Source organism: Streptomyces uncialis (assembly GCF_001905345.1).
Taxonomy (GTDB): domain Bacteria; phylum Actinomycetota; class Actinomycetes; order Streptomycetales; family Streptomycetaceae; genus Streptomyces; species Streptomyces uncialis.
Genome location: NZ_LFBV01000004.1, coordinates 421,547 through 442,233, shown reverse-complemented (window position 1 = coordinate 442,233; position 20,687 = coordinate 421,547). Strand labels below are relative to the sequence as shown.

The window sequence follows — 20,687 nt, the reverse complement described above, 5'->3', positions numbered from 1 at the left end:
CGGCTTCAGTCCGACGCCACCGGCTGCTCGTGGCCGCCCCGGACGCCCCGGACGAGCAATGTGCCCGTGGTGCGCCGGGAACCCGGGGGCGCGGCGATCACGGAGGCGGACACGTCCACGTACCCGTGCTCCTTGAGGATCAGCGCCCAGACATCCGGTTCGTGGTCCCACCGCTTGACGACGGCGGGGTCCTCGTCGGGCCCGCGAGGGATGTACGACGCCTGGCACCCGTAGCACCCCTCGATCGGAGGGCGCTGGGACATCGCGAACACGCCGCCGGGCCTGAGGTTCGCATGCACGACCGGCAGCAGCAGGCCCGGGGCGGAGAACCAACCCGCGCCGAAGACGCTGTAGATCGCGTCGAAGACCGTGCGGCTCTCTCGCAGGTAGGCGGGCGCGTCGCCCTGGTGCAGCTCCATCCCGTCCACATCGGCCCACCGCTCCCGTGCCTTCGCGAGCTGCTCGGGGGAAAGGTCGATGCCCACAGCCCGCACACCGAGACCGGCGAGGTGAGCGGCGTTCCCGCCCGCACCACAGCCGAGGTCGAGCGCGGTCCCACCCGGTTCCAACGCCAGCACCTCGGCCCCGGGTCCGTGGTCGGCGTACTGGGTCCAGTTGAACCACGTGGTCTCACCACGTGCGTTCGTCGTACGCCGCTGGGGCTTGGTCCGCGCGTACTCGTCCCAGGCAGCACTACGGGTGTCGGTCACTGCGGTTCCGTTCCGTTCTCGTTCATGGGCACAGCCGCCCGGTACGGGTTCCGTCCGAGGCACGAGGCGGGACGGTCGGGTCACCCGCGCCGGGCCGCGCCGTCCGGCCAGATCCGGTCGACGGGGACGCCCGCCGTCCGCGCTTCGAGCACGGTGTCCGCGGTGCCGCCGCCCTTTCCGGTGGGCGGCTCACCGTTCCATACGGCGACCAGGCGATCGGCACGTTCCAGGAGCACGGAGTTCGCCGCCTCGTACGCCTGCCGGTTCGCGGTCTCGTGCGGAAGGACGACGACCTCGTCGGCCGCCTTGACGAGACGGTCGAAGGTCTCGGCGTGATCGGGGCGGACCTTCCGCTCCCGGTAGTCCCGCGACGGGATCACCACGACGAGACGGCCCCCGGCCTCCAGAACGGCCTCGGCGAAGAGGGAGTCCGAGCCCTTGGCGATACAGGACACCCCGACCAGGCCGCCGGTGTGCGGTGCCAGCGTCTCCGCCAGAGCGGCCCGTACCAGCGGCACGCTGGCATCGGTCAGGTCCATGTGTCCCGTGACCGCGATCGTAGTCATGTCTCTCCTTGAGCTCGTCGGCGATTCGTGGGCTGAGGCCCGCACTTCGGAGACCGTACGCGATGCGGAACGAGCCACCATGTACACGCGGCGGAAGGCGAGTTGACGATGAAGCCGTACCGGGGCGCCGACCGCCGGGCCTCCGTCATCAGGCAGGGCCCGATGACGGAGGCCGGGTACCGTTCTGATGTCGACTCGGAATGGAGCTCCCCGTATGACCGAGGCCACGGACCAGCACATCGGTACTCGTGTGCGTATCGCCCGAACAGCTTCAGGACTCACCCAAGTCGAGATGGCAGGGTTCCTGGGCCGCTCCGAGCATTGGGTGCAGGACATCGAGCGCGGGCGGCTGGCCCTCGACCGGTACTCGGTGATCTCGTCGATCGCGGACCTGACCGATGTTGACGTGGTGTGGCTGCTGGGTCAGCCGTACCGGCTGCGGGGCGACGGCGGGTCCCTCGCACACGCTCACATCCCCGCACTCCGCACCGGACTGCGCCGGGCCGGACTCGCCCTGTCCGGCCACCCGGGGCTCACCCCGCAGGGCACCCCCTTGGCCACAAGGGACCTGCACGCACGTGCCGCCGCGGCGAATCGGGCGAGGCAGGCGGCGGACCTTCCCGCCGTCGCGGTCGAACTGCCGCTCCTGATCGAGGACCTGACCACGGCGATCATGACCGAATGCGGAAGGCCGCGCAGCGAGGCGCTGCGACTGATGGCCGACGCGGCACGCACGGCCCGCATGTGTCTCAACCAGCTCGGCTACCCCGATCTCGCGTGGGTGGCCGCCGAGGTCGCGGCGGGCGCCGCCACCGTTCTGGACGATCCGCTGGTGCGGGCCGCTGTCGCGTGGGACCGCTGTGGCGCACTCCTGCACCAGGGCTCCTTGCCGGAGGCCGTGGCAGTGGCCGAGGCGGCTTTGCGGGACCTGGAGCCGCTGGCCGCCGCCCGCACGCCCGAGCCCCAGGCTCTCTCGATGCGCGGAGCCCTGCATCTGCGCGCGGCGGTCGCGTTCGCCCGGGGCGCGGGCACCAGTGGTGACGCGTGGGCACGCATCAACGAGGCGTTGACGGACGCCGACCGGCTCGGCCCCGACTGGCACGACGTGGACCAGCAGACCGTGTTCGGACGCGGCACCGTCGCCGTCCACGCCGCCGAGGTCGGGGTCGAGGTCGAGGAACCGGACACCGGGCTGACCAAAGTGCCAGACGCCGATATCACCAGCGTGCCCAGCAAGGAACGCCGCACCCACTACGAGATCGACCGGGCGCGCGCGTTCGAACGGATGGGGCGACTGCCGGCGGCGGTCGCCACTCTGAAGGGAGCGGCGAGTTCCGCCCCCTATTACGTCTATGCCGACCCCATGTCACGAGCTCTGGTGTCGACGCTCGCGTTGAAGGGCGTTCCCTCACAGGCATCGGCTCTGTCATCGCTGGTCAGAGGGATGGAACTCGCGCGCTGAGGCGGAGCGGCCCGCCCATTGCGACGCGGAGACGGTCCCGAGCTCCGGGTACCGTTCTGGTGTCGAGTCGGAACGGAGCCCACCATGCCTGCACTTCCGTATGACCACACGGCCGCGCGTATCAAGCGCCTCCGCCTGGAACGCCACCTCACGCAAAAGGCCCTCGCCGATCTGTCCGGGGTCGCCTACTCCACACTCACCAAGACGGAGCAGGGGGTCATCCCCGCCACTCCCTACGTCCTCGGGTGCCTGGCCCGCGCCCTCCGGATCGATGTCAGCACGCTCAACGGCCAGCCCTACGCGACGGAACTGCGCGCCGACGAGCTGGACATACTGATCCTGCCGATCCGTGAGGCGCTGGATGTGTACGACCTCGGCGCCGACCCCGACATCGCACCCCGCCCGCGTGACCGGATCGCGGCCGACGCCGAGGCGCTGTGCGCGGCCGTCCGCCACGGGGACCTCAAGCTCGCCGCCGCACGTGTGTCCGCCCTGGTCCCCGAGGCCACCACGGCGGCGCACCTGGACGGCGCCACCGAGGACTGGCTGACGCTCGCCAGCACCTATCGCACCGCCTACGACGTGACCACGAAGCTCGGGTACACCGACCTCGCCACGCTCGCCCTCGCCCGGATGGACTGGGCGGCCCAACGCGGCTCCAGCGCCGTGGTCGGCGGCATCCACCGGTACATGCGGGCTATGACCTATCTACGGTCCGGCCACTACAGGACCGGACGGCGCCTGGTGGACCTCGGCCTGGAAGCCCTCGGACAGGCCGACCCGGGGCGGGAACGGGACGTCGCCACCGGCCAGTTGTACCTGGGCGCGGCGGTCGTCGCCGGACGTTCGCAGAACCGTGGCCAGGCGGAGGAACATCTGACGGCGGCCGAACACATCGCACAGCGGACGGGCGAGGCCGTCCAGGTGTGGTGGCTCGCGTTCGGACCCACCAACGTCGCCGTGCACCGGGTGAGCGTCCTCGCCGAGATCAACGAGTACGAAGCCGCCGTCACGGCCGGACGCGGCCTGACCCTTCCGGAGGACTGGCCCGCCTCCAGGAAGAGCCACCACCACGCGGAACTGGCCCGCTCCCGCATGTGGACCGGCGACACCGACGGGTCGTACCGAAGCCTCGTCCGCGCCCGGAAGTCCGCCCCGCAGCAGGCCCGTTACTCCCCGACGGTCCGCCAGACCTACCAGGGACTGGAGACCGCGAAGCGCCGCCTCCCGGGCGACTTCCTGTCCTACGGGACATGGCTGGGCGTCTGACCCGCCGACCCCTCGCGCACGGCCACCCTTTGGCCCCAACTATCAACAACCACTGATAGTTGGGGCCTTGCGCTGCCCTCATCCTGGTGCATGCGAGAGCCCCGGCGACCGCGTGAACGGTCCCGGGGCGTGGCCGACCCAAGGAGTCGACATGCAGCACCGTACAACCGTGCCCACCCCAACCGGAACGGCACCCCCATTCGCACCTCCGTCCCTCGGGGAACTCCTCACCGAGTGGGCCCAGCACCGCGCCCCACGCGAGCGGGCCGCCGTCGCCGCACTCGTCGCGGACCGCGAACTCCTGGACCGCGACGAGATCCGCACCGCCCTGATCACCAAACAGGACGGCCACATGGCCTGCGACTGGGCCCGCCTCACCCGCCGTCACGTACTCGTCCCCGATCTGTCGGCCTCCGACCGCGCCTTCCTTGTCCTGGTCCTCGCCATCGCCCAGCGCACCGCCGCACCCCTCGGCCAACTCGACACCCTCGGCCAACACCGACTCACCCTCGTCCTACGCGCCCTCGCCCACCTCGGCGGATCCGACACCCCCGCCGCAGGAGAACGCGCATGACGACTGAGACACCCCCGGCGGAACACCCACAACTCCTCACCGACCGCCTCCTCATCTGGGCAGGCGGACGAACCCCCGGCGAACAAGCCGCCGTCATCGCCCTCATCGACGAAGGCGACCTCCTCACCCGCCCCGACGTGCGGCAACTCCTCATCACCGACAACGGCACCACCCTCCACTGCGACTGGCCCCGCTTCGAAACCCGCTACCGCACCACCCTCACCCTCGACGACGAGGAAGACGCCTTCCTCACCCTCGTCATCGCCACCGCCTTCCCCCGCCTCGTCGCCCTCTGGAAAGCCGAAGCACTCGACAGACGCCGACTCACCATCATCCTCCGCGCCGTCGAACACCTCGCCACAACCAGCACCACCGTCCAGGAGCCGACATGATCTGCTCCCACTGCGACCAACCCATCCAGAACCACGAGGCATACGAGAGACAGTCGTCGCCCTCCGCGTCCGGGCCGGGGACAACGCTCCACCGGCACGCCCTGCCGTGCGACGAACGATGCCCCGCACCCCGGCGGGCCATCGCCGTGTGCCCCGCGTGCCTCACGGCCCGGATCTCGGGGCGCGCCGAGGACACCCACGCATGCCACGGCGTCACCTGGATGCGGGTGGAAGGACGGCTCCTCACGATGGGCGCCGTAGCGGACCGGTGTCCGTGTCCCTGTCCCTCGGGCACCGGGCGCCGCAGCATCACCCAGGACAACTCCCCTACACCCAGGGGTTGATGTCCGGGCCACGGGATACCGCCAGGGGACGACGGTTCCCGCCGATGCGGAGGATTCGCCGGATGCCGGGGATCGGGCAGGGTCGGACGTGTTCGTGCGGCGACCCGGAAGGAACCCCTTCGTGCAGGTAAGACGACTCGTGCCCGTGCTCGCGGTGAGTGTGCTGGCGACCCTGATCCCTACGGCGGCCGGCGCGGCCACGGAACGGGCGCGGGCGCCCGTCACCGACCCGCTTCGGCCGTTCACCCAGCAGCGCCCCGACTTCGCCCGCTGCGGGCCCGGCACCCCGGCCGCCTTCGAGTGCGCCACCGTCCGGGTGCCGCTGGACTATCGGGCGCCGGGCGGGGACACCCTCGGGATCGCGGTGTCCCGGATCAAGGCGGCCGACCCCGCGGCGCGGCGCGGTGTGCTGCTCACCAATCCCGGCGGCCCCGGCGGACCCGGACTTGAGATACCGCTGGACCTGTCCGAGATGCTTCCCGGGTCCGTGAAGGACCGTTACGACCTCATCGGGTTCGACCCCCGGGGCGTGGGCCGCAGCGCTCCCGTCAGCTGCGGTCTCACCGACGAGGAGAAGCCCTGGCCCCGGCACTCGGACCGGACCACGTTCGATGCGTCGGAGCGCTGGGCGCGGACGGTCGCCGACAAGTGCCGTACCGCCGAGCGGAAGACGCTGCGGCACATCACCACCCGCAACACCGCCCGGGACATGGACATCGTCCGGGCGGCGCTCGGGGAGAAGCGGATCAGCTATCTCGGCTACTCGTACGGCACCTACCTCGGGGCCGTGTACACCCAGATGTTCCCGCGCCGGGCCGACCGGTTCGTCCTGGACAGCGCCGTCGATCCGGCGCAGGTCTGGCGCCAGTTCTTCCGCGGCTGGGCGCCCGAGTCCGAGAAGGCGTTCCACCGGTGGGCGCGCTGGACGGCGCGGCATCACGACCGGTACGCGCTCGGCGGGACGGCCGCCGAGGTCAGCCGTACCTTCCATGATCTGATGCGCCGCGCCGACCGCGAGCCGGTGACCATCGGCGGTGTCCGCTACGACGGTGTCGCGCTCAGGGAGATTCTGCGGGCCCCGTTCTTCACCCCGGTCGTGGCCGCCGACGCGGTGGCGACCGTGCGGGACGCCTCGGCGGGACGCGCGACGAGTTCCGCTCTCCTCGCCCCGGAGTATCCGTCGGACAACGAACTGTCCTCCGTGTGGGCGATCCTGTGCGGCGATGTCGCCTGGGAACGCGACCCCGCCCGCTACCGCGCCGACTCCCTGCGGGACGCCGTCCGCTACCCCGTGTACGGGGACTTCGCCGCCGGGATCACCCCGTGCGCCCACTGGGACCGGCCCGTCGAGCCGGTCACCCGGGTCTCCAACCACGTCAAGGCGCTGATCGTCCAGAACGAGTGGGACTCGCAGACCCCGCTCGCCCTGGGCCAGGGCATGCGCCGGGCCCTGAAGGGTGCCCGGATGGTCACGGTCGACGAGGGCGAGGGGCACGGTGTCTACGGCTACGGCACCAGTGAGTGCGCCGAGCGCGCGGGGACCGCGTACCTCACCACGGGGCGGCTGCCCGCGAAGGATCTGCACTGCGACGTGAACCCGGCCCCCGCCGGGTCGGACCCGGGTGGGCGGTCCGGCCCCAAGAAGGTTCCGGGACCGCTGGGCGTCGGGCCACGCTGAACCCTCTCCGCTGAGGTCGCTCAGGTCGCTCAGGACAGACACGTCCCTGCCGCTCGGTGTTCCCCCGGCGGCAGGGACGTGCGTGTGGGCCGGCGGCTTGCCGGACCACCGTTACCGGGGTTTGGTCAGAACCCACAGGCGGTGGTCCCAGCCCACGTCCCGGCCGTCGGTGACGGCCAGCCCCGCTCGGACCGCCAGCGTGGTCAACTCGCCGGCGGTCCGTACCCCCGATCCGAAGGCGCACTTGAGGCGCAGATGATGCAGGGCCGCGTCGGTGTCCTCGAACGCGTCGGGACCCTCCGGGCGGACCTGCTCGACCATGAGAAGCGTGCCGCCCTCGGGCAGTCCGGCGGCGGCGTCGGACAGCGCCTGGACCGCGTCCTCGTCGGGCAGCCAGTCGAGGAGCCGGGAGACGAGGACGGCGTCGCCGCCGGTCGGCACCGGGCCGCTCTGGGCGATCAGCTCGACCCGGGGCAGGGCGTCCGTGTCCAGGATCCGCTCGCGCAGCACCCGCAGCGCGGACGGCAGCGCGGCGATCCGTATCCGCAGCTCCGGCACCGCCTTGACCAGCGCGTTCGCCAGGGCGCCGACCCCGTGACCGGCCGCCGTGAGGGTGCCCACCGACGTCCAGTCGTAGGCGCCGACCACACCGGGGGCGAACCACAGCGCGTCCTCCTCGATGAGGACGCGGGCGGAGCCGCCGAGGCGTTCGTCGTCGCGCATCGCCACCCCGAGCGGGACACCGGACGGGCCGCGCCGGCCCGCCGCTCCGGTGCGGACGGTGTCGAGCAGGCCCGCCAGCGACAGGTCCAGGGCGGCCTGGGCGCCGTCGAGTCGGTACTCGTCAAAGGAGTGGTCGTCCTCGACGAGTTCCTCGGAGACCGGGGTCAGCCGGATGCCGTCGGCGTCGGCGTCGAGCAGGCCGATGCCGGTCAGATAGGACAGCAGCGCGCCGAACGTGTCCGGATGGGCGGCGCAGCGGCGGGCCAGCTCGGTCTCGTCGCGCACCCCTTGCCGTACCAGTTCGAAGAGGCCGAGGGTCACGGCCGTGCGGATCGCGAAGCCGGGGGCCAGATCGGTCAGCTCGTGCAGCCGCTCATGGGCCTCGTCCTCGTCGTCGTCCGGTTCGGGGGCCGGGGCCCGCTCGCCGGGCGGGGTGTCCGGGCCCGGTACGGGCGCGGTGGCCGCGCGCCGCCAGTAGCCGGTGATGTCGGTCAGCTCGCGGGGGACCTCGCGGTCGACGCGCAGATGACGGCGGATGGCCTTGAGGGTGACGCTCTCCCCGGCGGCCCAGACGAAGGCCGTGCCGGGCAGCCACTCCAGGTCGCGCAGTGCGCGTTCCAGCAGATCGGTGGTGCCGGCCGGGGCACCGTCGCGGGACAGCCAGACGATCTCGGCGTCCGCGCGGGTCGGCAGTTCCTGGCGGTGGCTGTCCTCGCCGACCTCGATCAGGACGCGGGCCCGGGTGCCCCCGGGCATCTCCGCCAGCCAGCGGCCGATCGCGGGCAGGGCGGTCTCGTCACCGATCGCCAGCAGCCAGTCGGCGCCCTCGGGGTGACCGGCGGACATCTTCGGGCCCGCGATCCAGGTCACGGACCCCGGCTCGACGGACTCGGCCCACGAGGAGGCGATCCCGCCTTCGTGCCGGACGAAGTCGAAGTCGATCTCCCCGGCCTCCGGGTCGAACCGGACGGGCGTGTAGTCCTTGGCGACGGGGCGCTCGTCCTCGGGCCAGTCGAGGCTGCCGAACTTCTGGCGGGGCAGCACCGGCGGGGCGTCGCCCTCGGCGAAGAAGAACTTGACGTGGTCGTCGAAGCCGTCGGTGCGCAGCGCGGGCAGATCGAGACCGTCCCGGTGGAACGCCCCCAGTTGCGCGCCGCCCAGCGTCACCCGGCGCATCCCGGGGGTGACGTCCGCGACGCGCAGCACCGTGAGCTCCCTCAGCACGATGGGGAAGGTCGCGACAGGACGGGGACTGCGGGCCGGCATACGTGACTCCTCAGGGACGGGCGGTACGGGTCAGGTTACGTACAGCGGAGAGTCCGCGATCCAACCGGCGGGTCATTGTCGTGGCACCACGAGCACGGCCGCGCCGGGGTCCGCCGGTGGACGGGACGGGACCCCCGCCGGCTGCCCGGTGGACGGCCGCCCGCTTCGACGGGTCCGCGCTGTCCCTTGGACCGCGCGCCGCGTACCGCTCCTAGCGTGGCCGGAGATCGTGCCTTCGCCCTGCTCGTGACAAGGACCGCCCCGTGAAACGCCGCCGTGCCGCGCCCGCCCCCCGACTGCTCAGGCAGTGTCTCGCCGAGGTCAGGGGGGAGTTCGCGCGGTCGGTCGGCTGGGCCGCGCTGCGTCAGTGCGCGTTTCTCGCGCTGCCCTGGCTGCTGGGCCGTGCGGTGGACGCGGGGGTGGCGCGGTCCTCGCCGGGGGTCGCCGCCGGGTGGGCGCTGGCGTTCGTCGCGGTGGCCGCCGTGGAGTACGCGGGGATGCGGGGCTGGCAGCTGTGGTCCAACCTCGCGGAGGCGCGGGCGGGGACGTGGCTGCGGGGGCGGCTGCTGAAGGCGGTCCTCACCACCGGCACGGAGACCCTGCGCGGCCGGACCGACGGCTCCGGGGACCTCACCACCCGGGCGACCCGCGATGTGGACACCGTGCTGACCTGGGTGCACGGGCTGACGACCTGGGTGGTCATCGGGCTCACCGGGCTCGTCCTGGTGCCCGCGATCGGCGGTCTCGACCCGCTGCTGCTGCTGGTGGCCGCGCTGACGGTGCCGGTGCTGATGGTGCTGAACCGGGTGTTCCCGCCGGTGTTCGCGCGGCGCGCGGAGGAGCTCTCCGAGGCGCACGGGCGGCGGGCGTCCGTCACGGGGGAGCTGCTGGCGGCGCTGCTGCCGCTGCGCGGGGTCGGCGCGGAGGGGCGGATGGTGGAGCGTCATCATCTGCGCAGCGCGGAGGTCACCCGGCGGACCCGGCGGCTGGCGTCGGTGAGTTCGGTGTGGGAGGCGGCGGCGGCCGTGGTGCCGCTGCTGGCGGTGGCGGCGGGGCTGCTGGCCGGTGGGCACGCCGTCGTGGACGGCCGTATCACGGTGGGCGCGCTGACGACGTTCGTGCTGTGGATGGGCACGGTGTCGCTGGCGGTCACGGTGATGATCGCGCGGCTCGGCGACCGCGGCGAGGCCCTGGTCGCGGCGGGGCGGATCTCCGCCGTCCTGGCGCCGGTGCCCGTGCCCGGCGCGGGGGTGGCACTGCCGGGCGCGGGTGCGCTGCGGGTGCGGGGGCTCACGGTCCGGCGCCCGGGACGGCCGCCGGTCGGTCCGCTGGACCTGGACGCGGTACCCGGTGAGTGGATCGCGCTGACCGGGCCGACGGGCTGCGGCAAGTCCACGCTGCTGCGCGCGCTGGCCCGGCTCGTCCCGTACGAGGGCGAGGCGGGGTTCGGGGGTGTGCCGCTGGCGGACGCCGGCGGCGACGAGCTGTACGACACGGTGGGGCTCGTCCCGGACGGGCCGCTGCTGCTGCACGGCACCGTCCGGGAGAACCTGCTGCTGACCGGTGACCACGACGACGCGGTGCTCGACGCGGTGGCGCGCGTCGCGGGGCTGGACCTGGCGCTCGCGCCGCTGTCCGAGGGCTGGGACACCCAGGTCGGGGAACGCGGCCGGGCCCTGTCGGGGGGCCAGCGGCATCTGGTGGCGCTGACGCGGGCCCTGCTGCGGGACGGTCCGGTGCTGCTGCTGGACGACGTGACCGCCGCGCTGGACGCGCGGACCGAGGCCGTGGTGCTGGCCCGGCTGCGGGAGGCGACCGCCGGCCGGATCGTCGTCCTCGCGACCCACTCCCCCGCCGTCCGGGCGCTCGCCGACCGGGAGATCGTCCTGCCCCACGCCGTACCGGCGGACGGCGCCGCCGATGTCCCGGCGCCCCGCCGTGCGGGCCCCGCCCCGTCCGATCAGGAAGCGTGCCATGGCTGACCAGCCCGTTCTCGGTGAACTGCCCGACCAGCGCGCGGTGTTCCGGCGCGCCGCCCCCTGGCTGCGGGGGCATCGCGTGGCGCTCGCGGCGGCCGTCGTGCTCAATCTGGCGGGCGCGGCGCTCGCCGTCGGGGTGACGGCCGCGATCGGCCGGGTGGTCGACGCGGCGGACGACGGCGACCGGGAGGCGCTGGTCGGGCGGGTCCTGCTGCTGCTCGTGGCTGTGGCGGCGACGGGGGTGCTGACCTGGGCGTCGCGGTACTGGCTGATCCGGGTCGGGGAGCGGGTGCTCGCGGGGTTGCGGGAGCACGCGACGGCCGCGGTGGGCGGTGCGCCGCTGCGGTTCGTGGAGGCGCACCGCGGGGGTGAGCTGCTGCGGCGGCTGACCGGGGAGCTGGACGGGCTGGCGCGGTTCGCCGGGGGCACCCTGCCCGATCTGGTGGCGGCGGCGCTGGTGCTGGTGTTCACGGTGGTGATGCTGGCGCTGTACTCCTGGCCGCTGACGCTGGCGCTGCTGATCGGGTTCCTGCCGCCCGCCGTGCTGATCGTCCGGCGTTTCCAGCGCCGGGCGGGCGACGCGTACGCGGGGGTGGCCGCGGCGGAGACGGCGGTCGCGGCCCGGTTCGCGGAGTCGCTGCCCGCGCGGGAGCAGTTGCGGATCTCCGGTGCGGTGCCGCGCTGGCTGAAGCGTTTCCGCGCCGACAACGACCGGTTGCGGGCGGCCCGGGAGCGGGAGGTCGTCACGGAGCTGACCCTGAATCTGCTGACGCTGCTCCAGGCGGGGTGTGTCGCGGGGCTGCTGGTGCTGAGCGCGCTGTTCGTGGGGTACGGGCGGCTGAGTGTGGGGGTGGCGGTGGTGTTCGTCCTCGCGACCCGGGACATCCTGGGCCGGTTCGAGGATCTGGCGGCGTCGCTCGGTGAGGCGCGCTCCGCGCACGTACGCCTGGCCCGGCTGCTGGACCTGGTGCGGGCCACGGGCGCCTCCCCGGCCGGTGGGGTGGCCGGCGGTGTCGATCCGGTGGGGCTGCCCGCGCGGGGGCGGCTGGTGCTGACGGGGGTCGGGTTCACGTACGGTCCGGGGGCCCCGGTGGTGGACGGGCTGTCGCTGACGGTGGCGCCCGGGGAGCGGCTGGTGGTCGTCGGCCCGACCGGCGCGGGCAAGTCCACGGTCGGGAAGCTGCTGGCGGGGCTGTATCCGCCGGACCGGGGCACGGTCACGTACGGGGGACATGAGCTGACGGCGCTCACCGCCCGGTCGCTGCGGTCGCGGATCGTGCTGGTGCCGCAGGAGGTGACGCTGGTCGCGGGGACCCTGGGCGAGAACCTGGCGATGGTGGCCGGGCGGCCCGGCCCCGACCGGGTCGCGGAGGTGCTGGACACGCTGGGGCTGTCCGGGTGGGTGGCGTCGCTGCCCGGGGGGCTCGGTACCCCGCTGGAGGCGGACTCGCTGTCGACCGGGGAGCGGCAGCTGGTCGCGATCGCGCGGGCGGTGCTGGCCGATCCGGCGGTGCTGGTGCTGGACGAGGCGACCGCCGGGGTGGACCGGGAGACGGCCGCGCGGATCGAGGACGCGCTGTCGGCGGCGGCCGGGGACCGGGCGCTGGTGGTGATCGCCCATCGCGCGGAGACCGTCGCGCGGGGGCACCGGGTGCTGACCATGCCGGAGGGGACGGTCGGCGGCGTCCGCCGCTGACCGTCCCCTCGTTGTCCGCTGCCGCGCCGTGTTCCCGGCCGCCCGCCCCCCGCGCGGGCGGCCGGGTCCTCGGCTACTTGCCGCGGGCGGCCTTCGCCAGGATCGGCGTCAGCTCCTCGACGACCCAGGACGCGCTGAGGGCGTCGGGGTAGGCGATGGACGAGGACAGGGTGTTCTCCGCGGGGATGACGGCGAAGTGGCCCTTCTGCACGGCGTTCAGGGAGCGGAAGAGCTTGTTGCCCTCCAGTTCGGAGGAGCTGAGCAGCCCTTCGTCACCGAACGGGTAGGTGACCAGCAGGACGTCCGCCTCCAGCTGGTCCAGGTTCTCCAGGCTGACGCCGTTCTTGGTGGCGGAGTAGTCCTTCGCGTTGGCCGTCTTGCGCAGGCCCAGGTCTTCGAAGACACCGGGGTCCTGGTCGCCGTACGACATGAAGGTGACCTGCTCGGGGTGGACGACGGTGTACGTGTACGTCTTGCCCTTGAGGATCGGGTTGGCGGTGGCCGCGTCGCGGACCGCCTTGCTGTTGGCGGCGATCACCTTGGCGGCCCGGTCCTCCAGACCGAGGGCCTTCGCGGCGGTGGTGAGCCGGTCCTGCCAGGTGAGGGTGTCGGCGTGCTTCTTGTCCTTGAAGGTGACGACGGGCGCGATGGGCGTCAGCTTGGCGTAGTCGGCGTCCATCTCCCAGGTGTTCATCCCGAGGATGAGGTCCGGGTCCTCGGCGGCGATCGCCTCGTAGTCGGTGCCGTCGGTGTCGTCGTACGTCTTCAGCTTGCCGACGCCGAGGTCGTCGAGGGCGCGCTGCTTGTACTCGGCGGTCCTGTCGCCGTCCTCGACATCGGGGGTGATCACCGGGACCAGGCCGAGGGCCAGGGCGATGGAGGTGTCCCCGTCGGAGACGGTGGCGACGCGCACCGGCTTCTCACCGACCTTGGTGGTGCCCCACGCGTTGGTGAGGCTCACGGGGAAGCCCTTGGCGGACCCCGGCGCGGAGTCCTTGGAGCCGCCGCCGGAGCCGCCGTCGTCCTGCGCGCCGCAGCCGGTGACCAGGGCGAGGGTGGTGGCGGAGGCCAGCAGCAGCCGGACCGCGCCACGGCGGCGGATCGGGGTGTTCGGGCGGTTCATCGTGTCTCCTGGATGGATGGAACGGGTGGTGCGGTGGTGGTCGCGGGGGTCCGGCCGCCCATATGGCGGCCGAGGGGGAAGATCTGCGGCCGGTCGGCGCGGGGGTGGGGGACGACGACGCAGTCGAGGCCGAACACCTCCGCGACGGTCTCCTCGGTGAGGACCTCCTCGGGCGTGCCCTGGCGGACGATCCGGCCGTCGCGCATCGCGACGATGACGGAGGCGTACAGGGCGGCCTGGTTGAGGTCGTGGGAGACGAGGACGATCGTCTTGCCGGTGCGGTCGTTGAGGTCGGCCAGCAGATCCATGACCTCGATCTGATGGGCGACGTCGAGATACGTGGTGGGTTCGTCGAGCAGCAGGGTCGGGGTGTCCTGGGCGAGCGCGAGGGCGATCCACACCCGCTGGCGCTGGCCGCCGGACAGTTCCTCGACCGGGCGGTCGATGAGTTCGGCGGTGCCGGTGGCGGTCAGCGCCCGGGCGATGACGATCTCGTCGGCGGCGGTCCTGCGGTGGCCGAACCGCTGGTGCGGATGGCGGCCCCGCCACACGAGGTCCCCGACGGTGATGGACTCGGGGGCGATCGGTGACTGCGGGAGGATGCCGAGGCCGCGGGCGACCTCACGGGTGGGCATCCGGTGGATGTCGGCGCCGTCGAGGAGGACCGATCCGGCGGCCAGCGGCAGCAGCCGGGCGATCGACTTCAGCAGTGTCGACTTGCCGCAGGCGTTGGGGCCGACGAGCGCGGTGATCCGGCCGTCGGCGATACCTAGGGACAGTTCCTCGATGATCAGGGACGTGCCGTATCCGGCGCTGACGCCGCGGGCTTCGAGCCGGGAGTCCTTGGGCTGTTCGGTTCTCACGTGGTGGCTTTCTGTCCGCGCCGCAGGAGCAGCCAGACGAAGTAGGGCGCGCCGAGCAGCGCGGTGAGGACGCCGGTGGGGACCGGGCTGATGAGGGGCGCGTTGCGGGCGAGGACGTCGGCGGCGAGGACGACGACCGCGCCGACGAGGGCGGAGAGCGCGACCGAGCGGTCGGCGCCGACGAGCCGGGCGGCGATCGGTCCGCTGATGAGGGAGACGAAGCCGATGGGTCCGACGATGCTGGTGGCGAGCGCCGCGGCGGCGGCGCCGAGCAGCAGACAGCCGACCCGGGCCCAGGAGACCCGGGCGCCGAGCCCGGTGGCGAGCGAGTCGCCGAGGGTCATGGCCCGCAGCGACGGGGACAGCAGCGCGGCACACACCCCGCAGCCGGCGACGGCGACGGCGAGGGTGGTGACGCCCTCCCAGGTGACGTCGTTGACGCTGCCGACCAGCCAGCGCAGCGCGACGGCGATGCTGTGCTGGTCGGCGACGGTGAACAGGTAGTTGGTGTACGCGACGCAGATCCCGCTGAGTCCGATACCGACGAGGACCAGCCGGTAGGTGTCGACCCCGCCGCGCCAGCTCAGCAGATGGACGAGCCCGACGAGGGCGAACGAGCCGACGATCGCGGCGATCGGCGCCCCGTACGGCAGGGCGGGCGCGAACAGCAGCACGGTGACGGCCCCGGCTCCGGCGCCCGCCGAGATCCCGACGATGTCGGGGGTGGCGAGCGGATTGCGGATCAGCCGCTGGTAGAGGGCTCCGGAGAGACCGAACAGGGCGCCGGACAGCAGGGCGGCGAGGGCGCGGGGCATCCGGGTCTGGAAGATCATGTAGTCGGCGAGCCCGGTCCGCAGCCCGAAGGCGGCGGGCAGGATGTCGGCGGTGGCGACCCGTCCGACCCCGCCGAGCAGGACCGAGGCGGCGAACAGGGCCACCAGCAGGGCGACGAGGACGGCCGACACGACGGTCAGCCGCCGGTTGCGCCGCCGGTGACCGGCGCGCAGGGCCGCGACCGTCACGGCGACCTGGTCGGGGGAGCGGGTCGCGGCGGGGCGGGTGTCCGGCTCGGTGGTGCGGGACGCGGTCATGGCGCTCACACCCTGACCAGGTCGCGGCGGCGGGCGAGCCAGATGAAGAACGGGGTGCCGACGACCGCGGTCATCACCGCGACCTGCACCTCGCCGTGGTCGATGACGAGGCGTCCGGCGGTGTCGGCGGCCAGCAGCAGGATCGCCCCCACGGTCATGGACAGCGGCAGCGACCAGCGGTGGTCGGCGCCGACGAGGAGCCGGGCGCAGTGCGCGGCGACCAGTCCGACGAACGCGACGGGCCCGACGGCGGCGGTGGCGGCCGCGCACAGCAGTACGGCGACGGCCGCGACACCGAGCCGCGCCCGTCCGACCTTGACGCCGAGGCCGCGGGCCGCGTCGTCGCCCATGCCGAGGATGTTGAGGGTGCGGCCCAGCGGCAGGGCGAGCAGCAGTCCGGCGACGGCGAACGGCAGGATCTCGTCGATGACCTTGGCCCGGCCGGTGAGCTGGCCCATGGACCAGAACCGCAGACTCGCGAAGACGGCCTCGTCCCGGACCACCAGCAGGGTGATCAGCGAGGACATCACGGCCGCGACGGCGACGCCCGCGAGCACGAGTCCGACGGTGGAACTGCCCGCGTTGGTACGGGTGCCGATGAGGTAGACCAGGGCCGAGGTGACCGCGGCGCCGACGAGGGCCAGCCAGAAGTAGCCGGTGGGTCCGCTGACATCGAGGAACAGGATGCCGAGGACGACGGTCATGGCCGCGCCCTGCTCGATCCCGAGGACGCCGGGGTCGGCGAGCGGGTTCAGGGTGACGGCCTGGAGCAGGAGTCCGGAGGCGCCGAGCGCGGCGCCGACCATCAGTCCGAGGAAGGTGCGCGGGACGCGTTCGGTCCACAGGACATGGGAGTTGTACGCGCCACCGTCAGGATCGAGGAGGATACGGACCACCTCGGCCGGCGAGATGTCACGGGCGCCGAGCCCGATACTGGCGACGAGCACCGCGGCCAGGACGAGGACGGAGCCGGTCACCATCGCCGTACCGCGCGAGGACCGGGTCCTCGTCGGTGGCGGTGGTGTCGACACCGTCGGGGACGTGTCAATCATGGGTGTTCCTCGGACTCCTCACCTGGACAAGCGACGAGTTAGGCTACCCTTACCTGGCCGGGGACCGATCCAAGGCCGGGGGCGGAACGCTCACAATCAGGGGTCGGACCGGGCCCGAGTGATGGGGAGAAGAAGTGGCCGGAGAAGTGGCCGGAACCATACGCCCGACCGCGGTCGGCACGATCGGCGGCGAGCCTTCACCGCCGGACGACCGCTTCGCGGACGACGACTTCACCGCGGCGGCGGGGCACCCGACGCACGCCCACGACTACCACCAGTTCCTGTACGTGCCGGTGGGCCGCATCGTGATCAGCGCGGAGGGCCGTGACCACGAACTGTCCCCGTCGGTCGCCTTGTGGGTGCCCGCCGGGCTGCCGCACAGCGCCCGCTTCGACAGCGAGTCGCTGATCGTATCGGAGACGTTCGATCCGGACCAGCACCATCTGCCCTACACGGACGCCGTCCCCGTGAACGTCACCGACGAGCAGCGCCGGCTGCTGCTGGGGCGGATGCGCTCCTCGGAGGCGCAGGAGGACGACCCGGTGGTGTTCGCCGCGCTGTCGTCGGGCCACGAGGACTGTCTGCCGCTGCCGCAGCCCACCGGGCACGCGGCCAGGAGCGTGGCGGTCGCGCTCGGGCGCGACCCGGGCGACCCCCGGACGGCCACCGAGTGGGCGGACGAGTTCTACACCAGCTCCACCAGTCTGCGGCGGGCGTTCCGCGCGGAGACCGGGCTCGCGTTCTCCGAGTGGCGCACCCGGCTGCGGCTCAACCACTCGCTGGATCTGCTGGCGCAGGGGCATCTGGTCAGCGCGGTCGCCGCCCGGGTCGGCTTCGTCAGCACGAACGGCTACATCCTGGCCTTCCGCCGCTACTTCGGGCAGACGCCCGGCGCCTATGTGAAGAAGGCGGCGGCGCACCAGGCGCCGGCCGCGTAGGCCGTTCGCCGGTGCGCCGCCGCCGGGGCGTCACTTGGTGAGCGCGGCCTCCAGCTCGTCCAGGATCTTCGCGGCGCCGGTGTAGCCGATGGCCTGGATCCACACCTCGTCCTTGACGGGGTGGACATCGCCGCGCTTCACCGCGTCGAGGTTCTTCCACAGCGGGCTGCCGAGGACCTGGGTGGCCTTGGCCTTCTCCGGGTCACCGATGGTGGAGTGGAAGATGACATCGGCCTCGGCCATGTCGATCTTCTCGGGGCTCACATTCAGCATGAAGCCCTCCTCCGCCTTGTCCGTGACGGCCGGACGGCCGAGACCGACGTCCTTGAAGATGGTGCCGACGTAGTTCTCCTTGCCGTAGATGCGGATGTCCGCACCCTCGACGAAGCGGACCAGGTTGACCTCGATCCCCGCGGCCTTGTCCTTGCCGCCGAGCGCGGTGGTGACCTCGGCGGTACGCGCGGAGTACTCGGTGACGGCCTTCGCTGCCTCGTCCTTCTTGCCGAGGGCGTCGGCGTGCACCAGGAAGTTCTCCTTCCAGGGCAGCCCGGTGGACTCCGTCATGACCGTCGGGGCTATCGCCTTCAGCTCGTCGTACTTGTCGCCGTGGCGCAGCTTGCTGGTCAGGATCAGATCCGGGTCGAGGGCGGCGATGGCCTCCATGTTGGGCGCCGCCATCTCACCGACGAGCTTCACGCCCGCGACCTGGTCCGCCGGGAGATGCGCGGGGAAACCGGACGGCGAGTCCGTGCGGGTCGCGCCGACCGGCTTCACCCCGAGGGTGATCAGCGAGTCGAGCTCGGCGGTGTCGAGGGCGACGACCCGCTTCGGTTCGACGGGCACCTTGACGTCACCCATGACCGTCTTGACCGTACGGTCGCCCTTCGCCGCGGCCGACTTGTCGCCGCTCGCGCTCTTGTCGCCGTCCGAGCCCGATCCGCAGGCGGTCAGGGCGAGGGCACCGGCGAGAACGGCCGCGAGGGCGGCACCCGAGCGGCGCGCTGTGGTCTTCGGCGTCATGGTCTTCTTTCTCTGCTTCCTACGGGGGCCGTTGGGGGCCCTGGGGTGGGGAACGGGCGGCACGCTCCACCCCCGGCACACGGCCAGGTTTGGTTAGCCTTGGCTAAGTCTAGAACGACCGGCGCCCGACCCCCGCCCGATTAAGCCGATATGCACCTGTACACCACGAATACACGTGCCACTCACATCAGTTGATCTCCTGGTGACGCCCCGAAGAAAATGGCTCGCCGGGCCCCGAACCGCACTGTTAGCGTGCACGCGTGCCCCGACGGCGGGCACCCCGGTGCGGCTCATGCCGTCCCGGACGATTCCCGGGCTCCCGAGCCCTAGAAAGCAGTGATGTATGCCCCGGCCCGTGCCGAGCGAGCCTCGGAAGACCGAGCGCCTTTCCGGCTGCTGATCCCCGTCCCGCCCCGGTGAACCCGTGGGCCGCTCCCCGCGACCCTTCCGTTCACCGTGTCCGTACGCGGTCCCGCACGCCGTGCGCCCCGGTCCGCCGGTCCGTCCGCCCCACCCGCATCCCCCGCCGGTGCCCTTCGCACCGTGCCCGCGCATGCCCTGGGGCGTTCCTCCCGCTGCTTTCCCCGAGTACCGCTCGGCCGACTCCTGCTGCCTTCACCACCTCATCCAGCCAGGAGAACGCCCGGTGTCACACCACCACCGCCCGGCCCACGAACCGTCCGGCACCCCGTCCCATGAACCGAGTCCCGTCCTGCGGACCAGCACCTTCCCCTGTGTCCGCTGCGGACTGACCGTCGGCACGCTCGACCCCGACGGCGCCGTCCGCAACCACTGCCCCAGCTGTCTGCACTCACGGCATCTGCACGACCAGGCCGACGACGGCCCCTCGGACTGCCGCTCACGGATGACCCCCATCTCCATCGCCGTCCTGCGCACCGGCGCCTGGACGGTCATCCACCGCTGCACCCGCTGCGACGAGCTGACCTCCAGCCCGCTGAGCCCCGACGACAACCAGCTGATCCTGATGCGGATGGCCGTCCGGCCGCTCGCCCAGCCCCCGTTCCCGCTCGAAGCGTTCGCCGGACTGTGAGGAGAGGACGTCATGCCACGACGAGCGAGCACCACCAAGGGGGGCCGGCGCGGGGGCGGCCGGCCGCAGCGGCGCAAGGATGTTCTGCACGGCAGGGGCGGCGAGCGCGGCGACGCGTTCCGCTGTGTCGGCTGCCGTCTCGACGTGCCGCTGATCGCGCCCGGTACCGCCCATCGCAACCACTGTCCGCACTGTCTGGCCAGCCTGCATGTGGACGGCCGGACCCCGGGTGACCGGGCCTCCCGGTGCCGGGGGCGGATGGACCCGCTGAGTCTGTCCGTCCGGGCGGACGGGGAATGGCTGGTCATCCATCAGTGCGGGGCCTGCGGTGAGCTGAGCGCCAACCGGATCGCCGGGGACGACAACCCCCTCCCCCTGCTCCGCCTGGCAACCCGCCCCCTGACCGCCCCACCCACACCACTCCGAGCCCTCCTGTCCCTGTAGAACACGGGCCGCCTTCGCTTGGGCCCCCGAGGTTTCCTGTACTGGGCGTACTTGTCCTCGTGCGGGTCGTTCGTGGGTGCGCAGTTCCCCGCAGGTCGCCTTCGCTTGGGCCGCCGAGGTTTCCTGTGCTGGGCGTACTTCGTCCCGGCACAGGTACTCGTCGTTTTCGCGCAGTTCCCCGCGCCCCTTTGGGGCGCCCCTTGCGGTAGCTGTTCGGGTGCGGGTCGCCCTTGGTTGCTCGCGCAGTTCCCCGCAGGTCGCCTTCGCTTGGGCCGCCGAGGTTTCCTGTGCTGGGCGTACTTCGTCCCGGCACAGGTACTCGTCGTTTTCGCGCAGTTCCCCGCGCCCCTTTGGGGCGCCCACCTGGGGCTGTCCTGAGTCTGCTGGGTCGGGGTTGAACCATGCTCCTCGCGCAGGCGCTTGGCTGCGGGAGGGGGTGGGCGGGA

18 protein-coding genes are annotated in these 20,687 nt (G+C 72.5%); 10 read left to right on the top strand and 8 right to left on the bottom strand.

Annotated elements, in window-relative coordinates:
• Positions 1-5 precede the first annotated feature (5 nt).
• Together AB852_RS18995 and AB852_RS18990 are read right to left on the bottom strand one after the other, a co-directional pair.
• Positions 6-710 carry an SAM-dependent methyltransferase gene (locus tag AB852_RS18995; RefSeq protein ID WP_073789872.1) on the bottom strand — a complete coding sequence of 235 codons (705 nt, stop codon included), beginning with the start codon at positions 708-710 and terminating at the stop codon, positions 6-8.
• Between the two features lie 80 nt (positions 711-790).
• Positions 791-1,276, bottom strand: a complete 486-nt coding sequence (locus AB852_RS18990; protein ID WP_073789870.1) for a hypothetical protein — start codon at positions 1,274-1,276, stop codon at positions 791-793.
• A 214-nt stretch (positions 1,277-1,490) separates the two neighbouring features.
• Between AB852_RS18990 and AB852_RS18985 the strand changes: the two genes are divergently transcribed.
• The 5 genes from AB852_RS18985 to AB852_RS18965 all read left to right on the top strand — a co-directional run bounded on the left by AB852_RS18985 (position 1,491) and on the right by AB852_RS18965 (position 6,995).
• Positions 1,491-2,738: a helix-turn-helix domain-containing protein gene (locus AB852_RS18985; protein ID WP_073789868.1), complete on the top strand. Its 1,248-nt coding sequence runs from the start codon at positions 1,491-1,493 to the stop codon at positions 2,736-2,738.
• 84 nt (positions 2,739-2,822) lie between these two features.
• Positions 2,823-4,007, top strand: a complete 1,185-nt coding sequence (locus tag AB852_RS18980) for a helix-turn-helix domain-containing protein (protein WP_073789866.1) — start codon at positions 2,823-2,825, stop codon at positions 4,005-4,007.
• A 169-nt stretch (positions 4,008-4,176) separates the two neighbouring features.
• Entirely contained in the window at positions 4,177-4,581 is a 405-nt protein-coding gene (locus AB852_RS18975; RefSeq protein WP_143201255.1) for a hypothetical protein, read from the top strand.
• On the top strand, positions 4,578-4,973 hold the full coding sequence (locus AB852_RS18970) for a hypothetical protein (RefSeq protein WP_073789862.1): 396 nt from the start codon (positions 4,578-4,580) through the stop codon (positions 4,971-4,973). Before AB852_RS18975 ends, AB852_RS18970 begins: the two co-directional genes overlap by 4 nt.
• A gap of 465 nt (positions 4,974-5,438) precedes the next feature.
• Complete coding sequence (locus tag AB852_RS18965; protein ID WP_079184753.1) at positions 5,439-6,995, top strand: alpha/beta hydrolase; 1,557 nt, start codon at positions 5,439-5,441, stop codon at positions 6,993-6,995.
• A 111-nt stretch (positions 6,996-7,106) separates the two neighbouring features.
• On the opposite strand, the gene AB852_RS18960 is transcribed toward AB852_RS18965, so the two are convergent.
• On the bottom strand, positions 7,107-8,984 hold the full coding sequence (locus AB852_RS18960) for a siderophore-interacting protein (protein WP_073789858.1): 1,878 nt from the start codon (positions 8,982-8,984) through the stop codon (positions 7,107-7,109).
• Positions 8,985-9,247: 263 nt separating this feature from the next.
• On the opposite strand from AB852_RS18960, the gene AB852_RS18955 reads away from it, so the two are divergent.
• Both AB852_RS18955 and AB852_RS18950 read left to right on the top strand, forming a co-directional pair.
• Positions 9,248-10,966, top strand: a complete 1,719-nt coding sequence (locus tag AB852_RS18955; protein WP_073789856.1) for an ABC transporter transmembrane domain-containing protein — start codon at positions 9,248-9,250, stop codon at positions 10,964-10,966.
• Complete coding sequence (locus AB852_RS18950) at positions 10,959-12,659, top strand: ABC transporter ATP-binding protein (protein ID WP_073790477.1); 1,701 nt, start codon at positions 10,959-10,961, stop codon at positions 12,657-12,659. Before AB852_RS18955 ends, AB852_RS18950 begins: the two co-directional genes overlap by 8 nt.
• Positions 12,660-12,732: 73 nt before the next feature.
• On the opposite strand, the gene AB852_RS18945 is transcribed toward AB852_RS18950, so the two are convergent.
• The 4 genes from AB852_RS18945 to AB852_RS18930 are packed head-to-tail and all read right to left on the bottom strand — an operon-like array spanning position 12,733 to position 16,788.
• Positions 12,733-13,782, bottom strand: a complete 1,050-nt coding sequence (locus AB852_RS18945; protein ID WP_073789854.1) for an ABC transporter substrate-binding protein — start codon at positions 13,780-13,782, stop codon at positions 12,733-12,735.
• Positions 13,779-14,645 carry an ABC transporter ATP-binding protein gene (locus AB852_RS18940; RefSeq protein ID WP_073789851.1) on the bottom strand — a complete coding sequence of 289 codons (867 nt, stop codon included), beginning with the start codon at positions 14,643-14,645 and terminating at the stop codon, positions 13,779-13,781. The genes AB852_RS18945 and AB852_RS18940 overlap by 4 nt, the downstream gene beginning before the upstream one ends.
• Positions 14,642-15,736 (bottom strand): FecCD family ABC transporter permease, encoded by a 1,095-nt coding sequence (locus AB852_RS18935; RefSeq protein WP_079184752.1) that lies wholly within the window; start codon positions 15,734-15,736, stop codon positions 14,642-14,644. Before AB852_RS18935 ends, AB852_RS18940 begins: the two co-directional genes overlap by 4 nt.
• 5 nt (positions 15,737-15,741) lie before the next feature.
• Complete coding sequence (locus tag AB852_RS18930) at positions 15,742-16,788, bottom strand: FecCD family ABC transporter permease (protein ID WP_073789848.1); 1,047 nt, start codon at positions 16,786-16,788, stop codon at positions 15,742-15,744.
• 146 nt (positions 16,789-16,934) lie between these two features.
• Between AB852_RS18930 and AB852_RS18925 the strand changes: the two genes are divergently transcribed.
• A complete protein-coding gene (locus AB852_RS18925) occupies positions 16,935-17,726 on the top strand; it encodes a helix-turn-helix transcriptional regulator (RefSeq protein WP_241561900.1) in 792 nt (263 codons plus the stop codon).
• A 30-nt stretch (positions 17,727-17,756) separates the two neighbouring features.
• On the opposite strand, the gene AB852_RS18920 is transcribed toward AB852_RS18925, so the two are convergent.
• Positions 17,757-18,746, bottom strand: coding sequence for an ABC transporter substrate-binding protein (locus AB852_RS18920; protein WP_073789843.1), 990 nt, complete (start codon positions 18,744-18,746; stop codon positions 17,757-17,759).
• Positions 18,747-19,458: 712 nt separating this feature from the next.
• On the opposite strand from AB852_RS18920, the gene AB852_RS18915 reads away from it, so the two are divergent.
• Both AB852_RS18915 and AB852_RS18910 read left to right on the top strand, forming a co-directional pair.
• Entirely contained in the window at positions 19,459-19,797 is a 339-nt protein-coding gene (locus AB852_RS18915; protein WP_073790469.1) for an RNHCP domain-containing protein, read from the top strand.
• A gap of 12 nt (positions 19,798-19,809) precedes the next feature.
• Positions 19,810-20,241, top strand: a complete 432-nt coding sequence (locus AB852_RS18910) for an RNHCP domain-containing protein (RefSeq protein ID WP_073789841.1) — start codon at positions 19,810-19,812, stop codon at positions 20,239-20,241.
• Positions 20,242-20,687: the final 446 nt, after the last annotated feature.

What these genes read in the sequence shown, in the direction of transcription:
- AB852_RS18990 (WP_073789870.1), bottom strand. Translation starts at nt 1,276, where the DNA reads ATGACTACGATCGCGGTCACGGGACACATGGACCTGACCGATGCCAGC.
- AB852_RS18985 (WP_073789868.1), top strand. Translation starts at nt 1,491, where the DNA reads ATGACCGAGGCCACGGACCAGCACATCGGTACTCGTGTGCGTATCGCC.
- AB852_RS18980 (WP_073789866.1), top strand. Translation starts at nt 2,823, where the DNA reads ATGCCTGCACTTCCGTATGACCACACGGCCGCGCGTATCAAGCGCCTC.
- AB852_RS18970 (WP_073789862.1), top strand. Translation starts at nt 4,578, where the DNA reads ATGACGACTGAGACACCCCCGGCGGAACACCCACAACTCCTCACCGAC.
- AB852_RS18960 (WP_073789858.1), bottom strand. Translation starts at nt 8,984, where the DNA reads ATGCCGGCCCGCAGTCCCCGTCCTGTCGCGACCTTCCCCATCGTGCTG.
- AB852_RS18950 (WP_073790477.1), top strand. Translation starts at nt 10,959, where the DNA reads ATGGCTGACCAGCCCGTTCTCGGTGAACTGCCCGACCAGCGCGCGGTG.
- AB852_RS18945 (WP_073789854.1), bottom strand. Translation starts at nt 13,782, where the DNA reads ATGAACCGCCCGAACACCCCGATCCGCCGCCGTGGCGCGGTCCGGCTG.
- AB852_RS18935 (WP_079184752.1), bottom strand. Translation starts at nt 15,736, where the DNA reads ATGACCGCGTCCCGCACCACCGAGCCGGACACCCGCCCCGCCGCGACC.
- AB852_RS18930 (WP_073789848.1), bottom strand. Translation starts at nt 16,788, where the DNA reads ATGATTGACACGTCCCCGACGGTGTCGACACCACCGCCACCGACGAGG.
- AB852_RS18920 (WP_073789843.1), bottom strand. Translation starts at nt 18,746, where the DNA reads ATGACGCCGAAGACCACAGCGCGCCGCTCGGGTGCCGCCCTCGCGGCC.
- AB852_RS18910 (WP_073789841.1), top strand. Translation starts at nt 19,810, where the DNA reads ATGCCACGACGAGCGAGCACCACCAAGGGGGGCCGGCGCGGGGGCGGC.